The organism is Roseburia sp., from assembly GCF_041325975.1.
GTDB lineage: Bacteria > Bacillota > Clostridia > Lachnospirales > Lachnospiraceae > Roseburia > Roseburia rectibacter.
Window position 1 is genome coordinate 1,334,196 of sequence record NZ_JBGLEJ010000004.1, and the last position, 15,942, is coordinate 1,350,137.

18 protein-coding genes and 1 tRNA gene are annotated in these 15,942 nt (G+C 41.8%); 3 read left to right on the forward strand and 16 right to left on the reverse strand.

Annotated features, from left to right (window positions below):
• Nucleotides 1-7: 7 nt before the first annotated feature.
• From ACDD58_RS09750 to ACDD58_RS09775, 6 genes are all read right to left on the reverse strand, one after another.
• The gene (locus tag ACDD58_RS09750) at nucleotides 8-748 is read right to left on the reverse strand and encodes a tRNA1(Val) (adenine(37)-N6)-methyltransferase (protein ID WP_006856581.1); all 741 of its coding nucleotides are present in this window, start codon (nucleotides 746-748) and stop codon (nucleotides 8-10) included.
• Nucleotides 738-1,649: a stage 0 sporulation family protein gene (locus ACDD58_RS09755; protein WP_118488946.1), complete on the reverse strand. Its 912-nt coding sequence runs from the start codon at nucleotides 1,647-1,649 to the stop codon at nucleotides 738-740. Before ACDD58_RS09755 ends, ACDD58_RS09750 begins: the two co-directional genes overlap by 11 nt.
• Before the next feature lies 1 nt (nucleotide 1,650).
• The gene (locus ACDD58_RS09760; protein WP_006856579.1) at nucleotides 1,651-2,700 is read right to left on the reverse strand and encodes a DNA polymerase III subunit; all 1,050 of its coding nucleotides are present in this window, start codon (nucleotides 2,698-2,700) and stop codon (nucleotides 1,651-1,653) included.
• Nucleotides 2,701-2,801: 101 nt separating this feature from the next.
• Nucleotides 2,802-3,245, reverse strand: a complete 444-nt coding sequence (locus ACDD58_RS09765; RefSeq protein ID WP_117920556.1) for a YaaR family protein — start codon at nucleotides 3,243-3,245, stop codon at nucleotides 2,802-2,804.
• A gap of 82 nt (nucleotides 3,246-3,327) precedes the next feature.
• Nucleotides 3,328-3,930, reverse strand: coding sequence for a guanylate kinase (locus ACDD58_RS09770; RefSeq protein WP_370777209.1), 603 nt, complete (start codon nucleotides 3,928-3,930; stop codon nucleotides 3,328-3,330).
• Between the two features lie 30 nt (nucleotides 3,931-3,960).
• The gene (locus ACDD58_RS09775; RefSeq protein ID WP_370777211.1) at nucleotides 3,961-5,451 is read right to left on the reverse strand and encodes an aminotransferase class I/II-fold pyridoxal phosphate-dependent enzyme; all 1,491 of its coding nucleotides are present in this window, start codon (nucleotides 5,449-5,451) and stop codon (nucleotides 3,961-3,963) included.
• A gap of 107 nt (nucleotides 5,452-5,558) precedes the next feature.
• On the opposite strand from ACDD58_RS09775, the gene ACDD58_RS09780 reads away from it, so the two are divergent.
• Nucleotides 5,559-6,164, forward strand: a complete 606-nt coding sequence (locus ACDD58_RS09780) for a molybdenum cofactor guanylyltransferase (protein WP_117920559.1) — start codon at nucleotides 5,559-5,561, stop codon at nucleotides 6,162-6,164.
• 24 nt (nucleotides 6,165-6,188) lie between these two features.
• Here ACDD58_RS09780 and ACDD58_RS09785 read toward each other — a convergent pair whose 3' ends face one another.
• The 3 genes from ACDD58_RS09785 to ACDD58_RS09795 all read right to left on the reverse strand — a co-directional run bounded on the left by ACDD58_RS09785 (nucleotide 6,189) and on the right by ACDD58_RS09795 (nucleotide 9,369).
• A complete protein-coding gene (locus ACDD58_RS09785; protein WP_370777213.1) occupies nucleotides 6,189-7,064 on the reverse strand; it encodes a hypothetical protein in 876 nt (291 codons plus the stop codon).
• The gene (locus ACDD58_RS09790) at nucleotides 7,065-7,694 is read right to left on the reverse strand and encodes a type IV toxin-antitoxin system AbiEi family antitoxin domain-containing protein (protein WP_370777215.1); all 630 of its coding nucleotides are present in this window, start codon (nucleotides 7,692-7,694) and stop codon (nucleotides 7,065-7,067) included.
• A gap of 268 nt (nucleotides 7,695-7,962) precedes the next feature.
• Entirely contained in the window at nucleotides 7,963-9,369 is a 1,407-nt protein-coding gene (locus ACDD58_RS09795) for a D-alanyl-D-alanine carboxypeptidase family protein (protein WP_118209765.1), read from the reverse strand.
• Nucleotides 9,370-9,649: 280 nt separating this feature from the next.
• On the opposite strand from ACDD58_RS09795, the gene trmB reads away from it, so the two are divergent.
• Nucleotides 9,650-10,288 (forward strand): tRNA (guanosine(46)-N7)-methyltransferase TrmB, encoded by a 639-nt coding sequence (gene trmB, locus ACDD58_RS09800; protein ID WP_117920563.1) that lies wholly within the window; start codon nucleotides 9,650-9,652, stop codon nucleotides 10,286-10,288.
• A 239-nt stretch (nucleotides 10,289-10,527) separates the two neighbouring features.
• On the opposite strand, the gene ACDD58_RS09805 is transcribed toward trmB, so the two are convergent.
• Nucleotides 10,528-10,600: transfer RNA gene (locus tag ACDD58_RS09805), tRNA-Lys, on the reverse strand.
• A 184-nt stretch (nucleotides 10,601-10,784) separates the two neighbouring features.
• Between ACDD58_RS09805 and pepT the strand changes: the two genes are divergently transcribed.
• Nucleotides 10,785-12,008, forward strand: a complete 1,224-nt coding sequence (gene pepT / locus ACDD58_RS09810; protein WP_370777217.1) for a peptidase T — start codon at nucleotides 10,785-10,787, stop codon at nucleotides 12,006-12,008.
• 172 nt (nucleotides 12,009-12,180) lie between these two features.
• On the opposite strand, the gene ACDD58_RS09815 is transcribed toward pepT, so the two are convergent.
• The 6 genes from ACDD58_RS09815 to ACDD58_RS09840 all read right to left on the reverse strand — a co-directional run bounded on the left by ACDD58_RS09815 (nucleotide 12,181) and on the right by ACDD58_RS09840 (nucleotide 15,937).
• Nucleotides 12,181-13,827 (reverse strand): hypothetical protein, encoded by a 1,647-nt coding sequence (locus tag ACDD58_RS09815; protein ID WP_370777219.1) that lies wholly within the window; start codon nucleotides 13,825-13,827, stop codon nucleotides 12,181-12,183.
• Between the two features lie 125 nt (nucleotides 13,828-13,952).
• Complete coding sequence (locus tag ACDD58_RS09820) at nucleotides 13,953-14,402, reverse strand: response regulator (RefSeq protein ID WP_370777483.1); 450 nt, start codon at nucleotides 14,400-14,402, stop codon at nucleotides 13,953-13,955.
• A gap of 62 nt (nucleotides 14,403-14,464) precedes the next feature.
• Nucleotides 14,465-14,800 (reverse strand): hypothetical protein, encoded by a 336-nt coding sequence (locus tag ACDD58_RS09825; RefSeq protein ID WP_370777221.1) that lies wholly within the window; start codon nucleotides 14,798-14,800, stop codon nucleotides 14,465-14,467.
• The gene (locus ACDD58_RS09830) at nucleotides 14,785-15,216 is read right to left on the reverse strand and encodes an Rrf2 family transcriptional regulator (protein ID WP_370777223.1); all 432 of its coding nucleotides are present in this window, start codon (nucleotides 15,214-15,216) and stop codon (nucleotides 14,785-14,787) included. The genes ACDD58_RS09825 and ACDD58_RS09830 overlap by 16 nt, the downstream gene beginning before the upstream one ends.
• 66 nt (nucleotides 15,217-15,282) lie before the next feature.
• Nucleotides 15,283-15,684 (reverse strand): HI0074 family nucleotidyltransferase substrate-binding subunit, encoded by a 402-nt coding sequence (locus ACDD58_RS09835; RefSeq protein ID WP_117920569.1) that lies wholly within the window; start codon nucleotides 15,682-15,684, stop codon nucleotides 15,283-15,285.
• Nucleotides 15,668-15,937: a nucleotidyltransferase family protein gene (locus tag ACDD58_RS09840; RefSeq protein WP_117920570.1), complete on the reverse strand. Its 270-nt coding sequence runs from the start codon at nucleotides 15,935-15,937 to the stop codon at nucleotides 15,668-15,670. Before ACDD58_RS09840 ends, ACDD58_RS09835 begins: the two co-directional genes overlap by 17 nt.
• Nucleotides 15,938-15,942: the final 5 nt, after the last annotated feature.

Here is a 15,942-nt window from a genome sequence, read left to right on the forward strand (position 1 = left end):
AATCCACTTAATACCCATAAATATCATAAATCTCATCTGTATACACGCCCTGTTCTTTATAAACGATCAGCGGTTTTTCCACGGCAAGTCTTGATTTTCCACCGCGCAGCCCCTCGATCAGCACCATATTCGGTTCTTTATCCACGAACGGATAGACAAGCTGCATGCGCTTCGGCTCGATCTTGTACTCGACCATTTTACTCATGATCTCTGCGAGACGGAACGGCCGGTGCACCATATAAAACCTGCCTCCCGGCACAAGCATTTTCGCGGTTTCCCGCAAAATATCATCCAGTGTACATAGCACTTCATGTCTGGCGATCGCCTTTGCCGCAGACGGCGAATTTTGTCCATGTGTCCCGATCATATACGGCGGATTTGTGGTGATCACATCAAACGAAGATGCTCCAAATATCGCAGATGCCTCCTTGATATCTCCGGTCACGATCTCGATCTTATCCTCAAGATGGTTATAGCACACGCTCCGGCGTGCCATATCCGCACTTTCTTCCTGGATCTCAAGCGCCTTAAAATCTTCTGCTTCTGTTTTGGCCTCCATCAGGATCGGGATAATTCCCGTACCGGTACCAAGATCGAGCACGCGCTCCCCTTTTTTTGCCTTTGCAAACCCGGAAAGCAAAACGGCATCCATCCCAAAACAGAACCTTTTCGGATCCTGAATGATAAAATAGCCGTTGCGATGCAGTTCATCAAGTCTCTCCTGCTCATAAACCAGATTATTTGGCATCGTCAATTTTGGATTTTCCTCCCTTATCTTCTAATGCGGAAAGTTCCTTTAATTCCTGCGCAGTCAGCTTTACATAATCTCTTCTGCGTTTTGGCTTGAATTTCAGCTGATCCACAGAGTAATCACGGATTTCCTTTTCGTCATCCACTTCCACGAGTACTTTGACCATCTGGCGCAGTACACTGACGGAAGATACCTCTCCCTTTAAGCCATCATCCGTGGTCACATAATCCCCCACATTTGGCAGACGGCTGTTTAAATATTCATAAGTTTCTTCTTCATTTTTCAGACAGCACATCAGGCGTCCACAGACACCGGAAATCTTTGTCGGATTTAAGGACAGATTCTGCTCTTTTGCCATCTTGATGGATACCGGGACAAACTCGGAAAGATAGGAATGACAGCAAAGTTCTCTTCCACAGATTCCAATCCCACCCATGATCTTTGTCTCATCACGGACACCGATCTGGCGCAGCTCGATTCTGGTCCGGAAAACCGCTGCAAGATCTTTTACCAGCTCGCGGAAATCGATACGTCCGTCCGCCGTAAAATAAAAGAGCAGCTTATTATTGTCAAACGTGTACTCCGCCTCCACCAGCTTCATATCAAGCTTATGTTTTGCTATCTTTTCCAGGCAGATCTTAAATGCCTCTTTTTCTTTTTCACGGTTCTTTAATGCTGTCTTTTCATCTGCCTCCGTTGCAATACGGATGACCGGTTTTAACGGCTGGATCACGCTGTCATCATTCACTTCCCTTGTCGGTATCATGACTGTTCCCAGCTCCACTCCACGCGCAGTTTCCACAATTACGTGCATTCCTGCAGTCAGATCCAGATTTCCCGGTCCGAAATAATAAATTTTACCGGCATTCCGGAAACGGACTCCTACTATTTTTATCATGTTAATTCTCCTTTATGGTCAGCAGAAGCAGCTCGATCACCAGATCAAAATTTACATTTGCGTTTAAACGCACCTGTGCTTTTGACAGTGCCTGTAAAATTTCTTCGATTCCATTGTAAGAACTCTGCTCTGCCTGTCTTTTTATGTCATAGACCTCATCCTTGAAAATAAGGCCGTTTACATCCTTTGTTGCTTTATAATAAAGTACATCACGATACCAGATCATCATAAGATCAAAGTAATCGTTGATCTGAAGCTTATATTCACTGATCTGCTTTACCGCCTCTGTCATCTCATAGAGGTCGATGTCGTGCAGACGCTTGATGAGCTGAAGCGCAGATGCCTTTAATTCATTAAAATCATCCGATGCTGCAAGCTGGATCGCTTTTCCGACATTTCCCTGTGCAAATGCCACGCAGACATCTGCCTGGTAATCCGGAATCTGGTAATGTGCCATCAGAAATTTTTTGATCTTCTCATCCGGCACCGCCTTTAAATTCAGCGTCACACAGCGGGATAAGATCGTCGGAAGAAAACTCTCCGCATTGGTGGTCAAAAGCAGGATCACCGCATATGCAGGCGGCTCCTCGATTGTCTTTAACAGTGCGTTCTGCGCCTGCTGGTTCATTTTTTCCGCTTCATCCACAATATAAATCTTATGTTTGCTGCTGTATGGCTTAATGACAATGTCATTGTTTAACTGTGTACGGATATCGTCTACCGAAATCGTATTCGGCTTCTCATGGCTGACATAGATGATATCCGGCTGGTTTTTGCCCGCCGCCTGTTTACAGGAATGACACTCCATACATGGCTCCGCTGTAAATTTATTTTCTATTCTTTCAGATTCTGTCTCACCTGCAAGTTCCTCTAACTTTTTATTTACTGCCTCACACTGCAGCGTCTGTGCAAATGCTTCTGCGATCATCATTTTTCCTGATTTGTCCGGTCCGTTTAATATATAAGCATGTGAAACTTTATCCATGGTAATCGCATTCTGCAGATGTTCTATGATCTGCTCATGTCCAACGATGTCCTTAAATGCTGGCATATAAATCCTCATTTCTGCACATATTTTTCATGTTTTCTTTTCTGCTACCAGATTTCCCGCCATGTGCGTGCGCCGTTTATCCAATCCACATCCAAAAAAGATCAGGTGAGGATATCTAATATCAATCCCCTTATCTCTCCGATCTTACTTAAAATCGCGATGTGGTCTTTCTCATCCTTTACCAGCTCCTGCGCCAGTTCATCCAGATTCGAATCGATCAGCTTGATCAGACCGTACACTCTGTGGCGTCCTCTCCGGTCAAGAAAATTCTCCCTGGAAAACTTGTGGGACCGGAATACCACTTCATTCATAAATTCACGGATCAGACCGCGGTATTTTTTCATATCACGGATATCCATATGCTGCGCAATACGGTTGCCCTGCGCTGTAATGTCAGAAAGAAGCATGTCCACTTTTGCCTGCAGATCCGCATCCGTGATCGCACTCGCAAGCGTAAACTTAAAGGAACCATCTCCCTGTACATTCTGGCTGGTATCCGGTACCTGTGTAACCTCTGTTACATGATTTAATTTGTTAATATCCAAAGTTTACACCTTCTTCCTCTAAAAAATCCCTACACTTTATCTGATATTTCTGTGGCATGCACCTGATGCCATACACTTTCCGCTATGCATCCTGATGCTGCTCCTGTACTCTGATATACGCTGCGATCCGCTCTTTTGTCTCGTCTAATAACTCATTGCAAAATCTTTTGGTGATTCCCGCTTCTTTTAATTTTTCCTCGGAAAAATCTTTTTCATCTGCAAGAAAACGACGGCATAATTCCTCATATTTCGGAGTCTCCTGCCTGCGCTCCCTGTCAAGTGCACGCTGTAAGCGCATACCATCCTCTACTTCTATATATATCGGAATAACTTTCTTAATTCCAAAGTATTCCCGAATCTTAAGATAAGACTCTAATGTTCCAATCATAAGATAACTCTGACGATCCAGATCGACCTGATGATCTGCTACGGTGAAATACTTCCAGATGCCATGAACCGTATGATATGCACGCAGTTCAATGATCTTTCCTTCTGCTGCGAGCTTTTCTACCGTATCTTCGTCACAGAAATAATATGATACACCATTTTCTTCACCGGCACGCATCGGTCTCGTCGTATATGGAACCACAGTCTTTAGCTTAAGTGTCCCATCTTTCATCAGCATCCCATACAAAGTATCTTTACCGGATGAGCTTTTTCCCATCATGTAATATATTTTTCCCATTTGTCCTGCCTTATCAGTATAATATAGTCTTTAAAAATATACAATCTTTATCCGTTCTGCATAAAGATCTGTACTTCCCTGTAAATTTAATTTCAAATGGATACAGGTGCGGAGTCTTTCTATAAATTCTGCCGTGATAATTTCTCCCGGAACAATCAGCGGGATTCCCGGCGGATATAAAAAAATGAAATCTGCAGCCACCTTATCTATCGCCTCATCAAAGGGAACCTCTGCTATCTTTCCCTCCTCTGCTTCATAGATCTGCATCTGGCATGGATTCGAACGATAAACCTCTTTTACAAAAGAACCGTTTCCTTTTTGTGCCTGGCTTGCTTCTTCCATACCACAGCCCGGCAAGTCTTTTTGCATGCAGCATTTCTGTTCTTTTTCTCCTGATCCACACAGCGACTGCTCGATCTCATGCAATGCAGAAGAAAGTCTCTGATATCCTTCATCCGTATCCATGATACTCGTCATCGCAAGCGCATAATCTCCCGACGCCATTTCAAGCTGAAGATGATATTTCAAAAGAAGTTCTTTATAAAGCCACTCACCGCTTTTACTGCTGTCCCGGACAAATATAACGATCTTAGAATCATCCCAGGCAAATGCCTCTTCTTTCGATAAATCCTGCTCCGCCATAACATGTATTTTTTTTAAATCTTCACAGCTTTTATAAAATTCATTTAATTTTCGCCTGTAATTGTCAAATAGTTCCGCTCCACATTCTTTTACGGTGCGGATACATGCATCCATTCCAGCCATAAGGATATAGGAAGGCGAACTTGTTTCATAGATCCCAAGATATTTTTCTATGCGTGATCTGGAAATACGGTCTGAATTAAGATGAAGCAGTGCTGTCTGTGTAAAAGATGGCAGTGTCTTATGCAGGCTCTCGATTGCAGCATCCGCCCCAAGTCTTACCGCATTTTCCGGAAATTCCCCGCCAAATCCAAGATGTGCTCCATGTGCTGAATCTACAATCAGCGGAATCCCATATGCATGCACGATTCCGGCAATTCCTTCAATATCAGAGATAATTCCCTCATATGTCGGCGAAGTGATCACAACGGCTGCGATCTCCTGATCACTTTTTAACGCATCTTCTACCTGCTGGGGTGTGATCTGTCCCTGGATTCCACATTCTGTCACTGCCGGATAAAGGTATTCGGCAACAAGCTCTGACAAAAACAGGGCATGATATACCGCTTTATGACTGTTTCTTGCCACAAGAATCTTTCCCCGTTTTCCCACTGCTGCACAGATCGACGCAAGAATCCCACAGGTGCTTCCATTGACAAGATAATAACAATGCTTAGAACCATACAGATCAGCCGCACGCTGTTGTGCCTCTTTTAAAATGCCCTCTGCATGATGCAGATTATCAAATCCATCGATCTCGGTAATATCTATCCCATATACTTCCGGAAAAGGCAGCGGATTTCTTTTATGTCCCGGCATATGAAATGGATAAACATCGCTTTTTCCATATGTCTCCAATGCCTGATCTAAATACCTCATCTGCAACCGCCTTTCTGCTTACACAATTTATTTTAACACTTTACATACCAGCCTGACTACTTTAAAATAAGAACATCTTTGGAAAAGAATGGAGCAATAAACCTATTATGAATTACGCACTTGTGATCCTTTGCGGCGGAAACAGTGTCCGTATGGGAACGGATAAAGCACTCTTACCTTTCGGTGACTGCTGCCTGTTAGAATACCTTGTACGCAAATTTAAACCGCATTTTTCAAACATATATCTGTCCGTAAAATATATCGGAGATTACGCGCATCTGAATCTTCCGGTCACTGAGATTGCGGACGTTTACGGCAATGCCGGACCGATGTCCGGTGTTTTTTCAGGTCTGTCCATGATCAATGAAGATGCCGCTTTCTTTATGTCTGTGGATACACCTTTCATGGAACCCGAAACCGGTATTGCACTTTTAGATGCGATCGGTGATGCTGATATCTGCATGGTGCGCGGCAGGGCAGGCTATTTAGATCCCGCTACGGCTGCCTATTCCAAAAACTGTATTCCAACGATCGGAAAAAGTCTTATCCTTCGTCAGTTTACCTTCGATGCGCTTCGTGAAAAATGCAAAACTGTCTGCGTAACAGAGAAGGCAATCGCCAACTACACAGCGACCCCCATAGACCGGCAGTTTTTTAACTTAGATACCAGACAGGATTATTATCAGGCATTAAAATTGTATCTGCAGTTATAACGCCACAATATGACCACGCTCGTCCTACCCAAGAAAACGCTCCAGTTCCGGCATCCAGTCTCCAAAAAATACTTCATCTTTGCAGACTGCTTCCCACATATCTCTAAGGAAATGTGCCAAACGCTCCATCTCTTCTTCCCATTTCAGATTTTCTGTTCCGGTGATCACGCTGTGCCTGCAAAACTTTTCCCAGCGTTTTTTCATATAAGGATACTCCCGATAAGATAAGATCTGCTCCATGCGCTCCATATCCGGTTTCAGTCCCTGTGCTTTACATATATTTCCAAGCAGCTCACATACATGTCTGCCGCTTAAATTTTCGTTTCTTAATATAAGAAATACCTCCCGGTATATTTCCATGTCCGGAATCAGTTCCATATCCCGCAGTATCACAAATATCTGTTTTGCCAGCACCAGTTCTGCCGGAAACTGTTTCCATGCGATCCGCTTCGTCTCATCCAGCAAAAATGGAATTTCTTTTTCGACCAGTCCCCATATTTTTCCCAGATGCATAAAATGGATACCGACAGTTACCGGAACTTTCATTTCTTCAAACTGCCCCTGCAGTTCTAAGCATGCCCCCATCTGTTGTAAGGATTCTGTACCCTGCCACCTTACCGGGCTCCCCTCTCTTTTTTCCAGATACAACTGCAACAGTTTTTGTGGTATATTCTCATCCGGCTCACAGAAAAAATCCAGCTTCAGAATGTTTTTCTTTCGGTATTGTTCTAACCCAAACATATATCCATTGCGCAGTAAAAGCCTATCATTAAATTCAGAAGCGGAAAATCTAAGCATAAATTCTTCTAAAACAAATCCTGCGAGCAGATTTGAAAATGGTATCTTCCACTCTTCACTTTTTTCCTGTAAATCTGCTATTTTATACTTTTTATCCTCCATTTAAAGCCATACCCCTATCATCGATTGTACTTTTTTTACCACACGACGCTCTCTGGCATATTTCATCAGCTTCGCAACATCCTTTTTTTCATCTTTGATATAAGAAAGAACTCCTTCTTTAAAAACCGTCCGCTCCATCTTGTCTTCATATTTCAGACATTCACAGATCAGTCTGTCTTTATCAAAAATCTGCATCTTTGCATTTCCAAAGTCAATACTGTCTACCCCAAACTGCAGCGTCTCCGGTTCTGCATAAAACGGCGTGACCTTTGGAAACTCCAGTTTGAATCTGGATTTTGATGTATTCTTGTCCACAGCAACCTGATATCCGTACGGCTTTCTCTTAATATAGCCATACACATACAATGCACACTCCATGGTAAACACTGCATCCGGAAATAATTTTGCAATTAATTCATCCTCCGAATAGTCTCCGATCCGGATCGTATAATATCCACTTTTAATCCGGATCAGATCCCCTTTTTCCACAAAATCAAGAATCCTCCGGTAATCAATGTGCAATTCTTCCAGTTGATTTTTCTTTACGATCCCGCCATTGGCAACAATAAAATCCTTTACTTTCTGTAAGATTAACTCCCTTTTTTCATTAACTGCATATGATTCTGACATAACAACCCCATTTCTGCGTTTTCCTGCGCATTGTGCAAACCCAATTCCCAATGATTATCTATGTTGTGTCTATATTTTCCGCTCAAAACTTATGCTTGTGGTACTAATTTTAATATAATCAAAACCTTATCTTCTGTCAATTGTGTGCATATTTATTTTGTCGTATATCAATAAATACCGCAGCTTTTTCATAAAAATACCGGCATCTGATCATCAGATCTCAATCTGACTTTCAGAGCCGGCATCTGTTTACGTTTTATTTTGCATATCATCTGCGTCTTCTGCGCCTTTTATTGCGTTTCTTTTCACGCTTAAATACTCTTTTGTGTTCTTTTCGCACCTCGTAATTATGTTTGATAATATAAAAGTTATCTGCAACCTTCTTTATAATGATTCCAAGAATAATTAATACAAGAATAACAACCAGTACTGTTATGATCGTGCTCATCTTAATCTGTATCTTTGAAACATGCTCTGTTTCTTCGGTCTGTGCCTCTTCGTTTACATCTGTCTGGTTGCTGAATTTATACTCCGGGATCTGCACATTTGTCTTTACAATATCTGCCTTTCCAACTTCATGTCCCGCATATGTGTATTCGATCGTCCCGACCGTATCATTCGTCACATCATCATAGATGATTTTAGATGTTGCGTCCGAAAACTCTGCTGTCTTTGGAAGTACGATACCTGCATCCTTATCAATATCCACAAACGGTTCATTTGTATTGAGTGTCCCTACACTTTTTTGTTCTGCAGACGTATAATTTGTCTCATTTTCTGCAATATTAAAAAGCTGGAAATTATCAAAACAGTAATCAAACAGATTTCTGCTGTCAAGCCACTGATTTGGCGACTGTGTATTCATAACCACACAGATCAGTGTCATTCCTTCCCGCTCCGCATAAGTCACCAGCGTACTGTTTGCGGCATTCGTATAACCTGTCTTTCCACCTGTACAGCCATCATACACATACTTGTTCGTCTGGAACGGATAAAGCATCTCGTTATGATTCTGCAGATCTGTCTGCTCGGAGTGTTTATTTGTCGGCGGGATCGTATAACGTGCCGTTCCCACGATAATACGGAATGTTTCATTCTGATATGCCGCCCTTGCGATCAATGCCATATCATAGCAGCAGGTATAATGGTTTTCATCATGCAGACCGTGCGGATTTGCGAAATGCGTATTCTGGCAGCCAAGTTCTTTTGCCTTTTCATTCATCATCGCAACAAAATTTTCAATGGTTCCTCCGACATGCTCTGCAACCGCATACGCACATTCATTGGCAGATGCAAGCATTACCGCATAGAGACACTGCTCCATCGTCATCTGCTCACCATAATCCCTTGCGATACCGGAACCTTCTGTATTATCAATTGCCGCATCCGAAAAAGTCACGATATCATTTAAGTCAGAATTTTCCAGCGCGATCAGCGTTGTCATGATCTTTGTGATACTCGCCGGATAGTGCTGCTCTAAACTTTCCCTCTCATAGAGTATCGTTCCAGTAGAAGCCTCCATCACGATAACATTTGGTGATACGACCTCCGGGCCTTCAGGCCAGTATTCAGCAGCGAAAACCGGCGTACACATGCTTCCGGTCAATAATATAAGGCTAAGCAGTAAACATAAGAAACGCGTTATTTTATTTTTACGATCTATTTTATATCTCATTTTTTAATAAGTAATCTCCTGATTTATAAGTGCAGCTTTTTCAGTACACTAGTATCAGTATAAACTTTGAAAAAAATACATGCAACCTTTATCCACAAATTTTCTTTTAAGGTTTTCTTAAAATAATGCTACTTTTTTTCATTATTTTATTGTAAAATACCTCTGTGTGCTTTCTGCACTTAAATCCATTATCTGCAACAATGCAAGATTATACCTATCAGAAATCAGTGTGAAAAATATATTTTATATACTTTAAAAGAAAGGCAGGACCATAATTTATATGCGATTAAGAAATATCCCTGGTGCTGATGAAGCCATTTTAAACAGTGAATACTGCATCAAGGAACCGGAAAACAACAAAGGCAACTGGCAGTCTGTTTTTCCTTCCACCCAGCCTCTCCATATTGAGATTGGAATGGGAAAAGGCCGCTTTATCATGGATATGGCTGCAGCACATCCCGACATCAATTATCTTGGCATCGAACGCTATTCCAGCGTACTTTTACGTGCGCTTCAGAAAATGGAAGAAACACCTATGCCAAACCTAAGATTTATATGCATGGATGCCGCCGATATCACAGAAGTTTTTGCTAAAGATGAGGTTTCCCGCATTTACCTGAACTTTTCAGATCCGTGGCCAAAGGATCGCCACGCAAAACGCCGTCTTACTTCCCGCCAGTTTTTTGCACGTTATGATGCCATTTTAAAACCGGACGGCAGACTGGAGTTTAAGACCGATAATCAGGATCTCTTCACCTTTTCTTTAGAAGAAATCCCGGAGGCAGGATGGCATTTAGACGCTTTTACCCGCGATCTCCATCAGGATGCGGTTTTAAATGAAGGAAATATCATGACAGAATATGAAGAGAAATTTTCCTCAAAGGGAAATCCGATCTGTAAACTTATCGCTTCCCGCTAATCGGAATCAGTAACCTCTCTGCAAGGTGCGTATCCTTAAACGGAGCTGATATTACTTTATAACACATATTTTCCTATAAAAATAGAATGCATGCTCAACGAAAATTTATAATTTCAAAATTCTCGTTGAGCATGCATTCTATTTTGTGGATAAATTTATTCAGGAGATCATATCATCTAAACCGGACAAAAAAAAGCACCATCCCCATAGCCATCTGCTATAAAAACGGTACTTCGTAGTGCGCCACCAGGGGTTCGAACCCTGGACACCCTGATTAAGAGTCAGGTGCTCTGCCAGCTGAGCTAGTGGCGCATATGTTTATCTCTCGTGAACACAAATGATATTATATATTAATTTATTTCAAATTGCAAGCATTTTTTTAGAAAATCTTAATTTTTTTCGTTGGCGAATTTTCTATTCTGTGGTATTTTATTCATAGACTAAAAAATGCATTTTTTTGCAGTTTATAAAATTCAAAGGAGGTCACTCATTTATCATGCGTGTTGATGAAAGACTATTAAAATATGTTTCCTGCTTTACTACTTCCTGTGAAGACTCCGATACGATTCCTTCCACAGACAGGCAGTTTACCCTGGCAAAAGAATTGGAAAAAGAACTTCTGGGTCTCGGTTTACAGAAAGTAACACTGACAGACCACTGTTACATCTACGGTCTGATTCCTGCTACTCCGGGATACGAAACCAAAAAAGCTGTCGGATTTATTTCCCATATGGATACGGCACCGGATTTTTCCGGCGAGAACGTTAAACCTCAGATTATTCCGGATTATGACGGCAAGGATGTTGTTTTAAAAGGTACCGGTGATATCTTAAAAACTTCTGATTTTCCCGAATTAAAGACTTTAAAAGGAAAAACCCTGATCACAACAGACGGTACAACTCTGCTTGGTGCAGACGATAAAGCCGGAGTTGCGGAAATCATGACCGCTGTCGAACAGCTCATCTCCTCTGATATTCCACACGGCGATATCTGGATCGGCTTTACACCGGACGAGGAAGTCGGACGCGGTGCAGATCTGTTCGATCTTGATTATTTTAAAGCAGATTTTGCTTATACGGTAGATGGAGATTATGAAGGTGAAGTCGCCTATGAAAACTTTAATGCTGCAAGCGCTGTCTTTTCTGTGAAAGGTGTGAATGTTCACCCTGGAGAAGCAAAAGATATCATGGTCAATGCTGCTCTCGTTGCATGCGAGATCCAGTCCCTGCTGCCTCCGATGGAAACACCAGCCCACACAGAAGGCAGAGAAGGTTTTTACCATCTGACAGATATTTCCGGTGATGTTGCCACAGCTACCCTTTCCTACATTATCCGTGACCATGACAAAAATATGTTTGAAACACGTCAGAAAAAAATGCAGGAAATCGCTGATGCCATGAATACCAAATATGGTGCCGGAACTGTTACACTGACTATCCATAATTCCTATGCAAATATGTTGGAAATCATCGAAAAAAATACCTATGTTGTGGATATCGCAAGGAAAGCCATTTCTTCCGTCGGACTTGAGCCGGTTTCACGTCCGGTACGTGGCGGTACTGACGGCGCACGCTTAAGTTTTATGGGACTTCCATGTCCAAATCTCGGTACCGGCGGTTACGGTTTCCACGGCCCATTCGAGCACATCAGTGTCGAGGGAATGGAAACTGCTGTAGCTGTGATCAAAGAGATCGTACGCATCACCGCAGAACTCGATTAACCAGTGTACCTACCGTGCCAGGCATATTGTTACAGACTGCCATTCATAGGACAATGTTCTATGAATGAGAAAAGAGCTGAGGCACCGGCTGATTAAAATCAGCAGTGCCTCAGCTCTTTTTATGTGCATCATCAGATACACTTTGCTTACTATAAATTTTTTTACTACAGCTTTATAAATTTGCGATCAATGCAGCGATTTCATCCGGCGTCATGATCTTATTCGGATTTCCCATATCCGGCATGGAAGCTGCTGCCTCCTGCTTTGGAACCTCTTCGATCACTGACTCATCTGCAGAAATCGGTATTTCTTCTGTGATCGTTTCCTCTTCCGGGATCTTTACCTCTTCGATCACTGATTCGTCCGGGGAAACCGGTATTTCTTCTGTCAAAGTTACCGTATCTGCATCCGTTGCGTCCTCTGTAAAGACCGGCTCATCCGGATCTATTGTAGTCTCATCCGTAATTACCGGTTCGTCCGGGTCTATTGCAGGCACATCCGTAATTATCGGTTCGTCCGGATTTATTGTGGTCTCATCCGCAACTACCGGTTCGTCATTCAAATCACCACTATCAGATAATTCATCCCCTAATGTCGGCAGTTCCATATCTGACAAATCATCATCTACTGCTGATATTCCTAAATCCGGCAATTCTTCACCAATCGCTGACATTCCCAGATCTGGAAGCTCCTCATCCACTGCTGACATTCCTAAATCTGGCAATTCCTCATCTACTGCTGACATTCCCAGATCCTGCAGCTCCTCATCCACTGCTGACATTCCTAAATCTGGCAATTCCTCATCTACTGCTGACATTCCCAGATCTGGAAGCTCCTCATCCACTGCTGACATTCCTAAATCCGGCAATTCCTCATCTGCTGCTGACATTCCCAGATCCGGCAGCTTCTCATCTGCTGCTGACATTCCCAGATCCGGCAACTTCTCATCTGCTGCTGACATTCCTAAATCCGGCAGCTCCCCATCTGCTGCTGACATTCCTAAATCCGGCAACTCATCATCCACTGCTGACATTCCTAAATCCGGTAATTTCTCCGTGGTTTCTGCGGAAGCCGTCATCACAGGATTCTCTGCAGCGAGGTCTGCTTTGATCGAATCTGCAGCCTGGCTTGCAGCTTCCTTTACATAGGTATGTATCTGTTCTATGGCAGCTGAAAGTTCTTTTTCCAATGTATCATGGATCATTTCTGAAAGGACATTCTGCATATCACTTTCTAATGTCTCTTTTATAGTATTCAGGTTATCCAGAACTAATTTCTGTTTTTCCATCAGCTCCTGTATTTTTTCATCCATCATGCTCTTCTGCATATCTATGATCTGCTGATTGTTTTCTGAAAGTTTTTCTTCTACTTCCAGTGTTTTTTCAATCACCTGCTCATTGGAATGCATGAGAGCATCTGTATTTTCTTTATTACGCGCAAGTGTCAGTTTCGCGATCGCTTTCTGGGCAGTAATGATCTCGTCCGCCGGAACAGCAACTTTTTCCCTAATATTTTCTATTTTTTCTATAAGTTTTTTCTGCATCAGATAGTTTGCTTTTCCTGTACGCAATACTTCTTCTATCTGTTCATCAAAATGGGATTTTTCTGTATTTTTCATATCGTAGATATACTTAACAAGCAAAGCAACCCACACTAAAATAAGTACCGAAATAATAACTGCTACTACCAGTTCCGATGATTTTTTTACAAATAAAAATAAAACAATCCATAAAAATGATATCAGCATTGCCGATATGAAAATCATCATACGATTAAAATCTTTTTTCTTTGGTTTCTTTAATGAGTCGTCTTTAGCCATAACAGAACCTCCCGCTTTTTGCACTATCATGCATAGATTTACAGTTCAATTTTACCACAATAAACCAACCCTGAAAACAGCCTTTGTAAAATATTTATGCGGCGTCTCCATTATTTTAATAATTTCTATACGCTGGGAATTTCTATTTTTCTGCTGACTATACACTCTTTGATCGCACTCACAATTTTTTCTTCATCCAAAGGCTTTGACAGATGAAGGTTCATACCGGAAATCCTGCTGTTTATAATATCATCTGCGAATGCATTTGCAGACATCGCTATTACAGGTATTTTCTGGGCATCAGATCTTTTCAATGACCGGATTTTTCTTGTTGCATCCAGACCATTTAAACGCGGCATCATAATGTCCATATTCAGTTCATTATCTTCTACTACCAGCGCACGCAGACCTGCAACAGAGATATTCTCTTTTTCTGCCGGTCTTCTTATCTCTGTTTCCCTGCTGATCTTAAACGGCAGTTTTACAACGCATGTAGTGCCTATGCCCTTTTTGCTATTCATTTCTATCGTTCCATTTAGCTTATCAACGAGCTGTTTGGCTATTGCAAGTCCCAGACCTGTGCCTTCGTATTACACTTCCGCCAGACCGGTTAAACTTTATCGCATTATCCGCAAGATTATGCAGTATCCTTTCCACAAAAATCGGGTTTCCGGATATCATGCGACATTGCTGAGAAAAATTGCGTTTTAGCCCTGCTTGCCTGCTCAGAAAGCCGTGCTGCCTCACGCAGACGATGATTCATGCTGATCAGATATATTCCATCTATCACCATAAGTACCACTAAGGTTCCACAGACGATAAAAATGATATACCATGCATCTATGGATGCATTTAAATCTCTCTTACTTGTCACGCCAAGAATATCTAGTGATGAGTTTTTGCCCATATTTTTCAATACTTCATCCCCAATTTGTCTGATCTGACATCGTTTTACTGCTATTTTTCTATGCACAAAGCAACATCATTTTTCACATCTGCAAGTGTCATCGTTGCCAGTTTATCTTCCATTGCTTTCTGAACCTGATTTAACCGGTCATCCAGCACATGGTGGATATTTTTCCCAACAGGACATTTCTGGTTCGGATTCTCATGAAAGTGAAACAGTTGTTCATCCGGAGTACATTCCACCGCCTTATATACATCAAGAAATGTGATCTCATCTAATGGTTTCGTAACCGTGACACCACCGGTTCCCCTTGAAACTTCAATTAATCCTGCAGCCTTTAACTGTTGTAAGAGTTTTCGTACAATGACCGGATTTGTGCCAATGCTGGCTGCCATAAAATCACTTGTCATCTTCCTGTCTGTAAATGTATCTATACAGGCAAACATGTGTATTGCCATTGTAAATCTGCTCGAAATCTGCATTTTTTACGCCTCTTTCTTATCATAAATATTCCATCTGTTCCGGTATGTTTTTCTGCCGAGTCATTTTCATCCCAGCAATTGTTTTACCGTATTTTCAAATTCATAAAAAAGATCAATATATTTTTCCACGATCGTATTGCAATGTTCTTTTACGATCTCACAATCATAGTCATGTGCCAGTTCATTTCTCACCTTAAGCATATTCATCCACGCTTCATCTGAAATTAAGTTTGCCTTATAGGATTCTCTAAGTACTTCCCTCGGCGAACCAGCTACAAATCCGGTAATTGCATAGTACTGCACCAGTATATCTTTCATAACTTTCCATGACAGATCGAATGTAATGCTAAATTTGGCACTTGTACCACTAAGCACGAATGAATCCGTGAGATCTCTCTGTCTTGCTTCCGCTAATGCATCCAGGGAATTGCAAAATGATAGAAATCGTCTGTTAAATTTTTCGTCCATATTGTCTGATATCCTCCAACAACAATTGATTTTTACATGTATCCATATTCACAAGATCCACACTGTAAAGTGTTGGCAGATCTTCTACTTTTTCTATCAGTGCTTCAAAATCTTCTATTCCGGACACCGCTATATCAATGTCACTGCGTTCCCTTGCCGTTCCTTTTGCCCTTGAACCATACAAAATCACTTCTTTTGCATGAAAACTATTACATAATTTTGCTACTTCCTGTATCACTTCTTCTGCCCGCACGAATA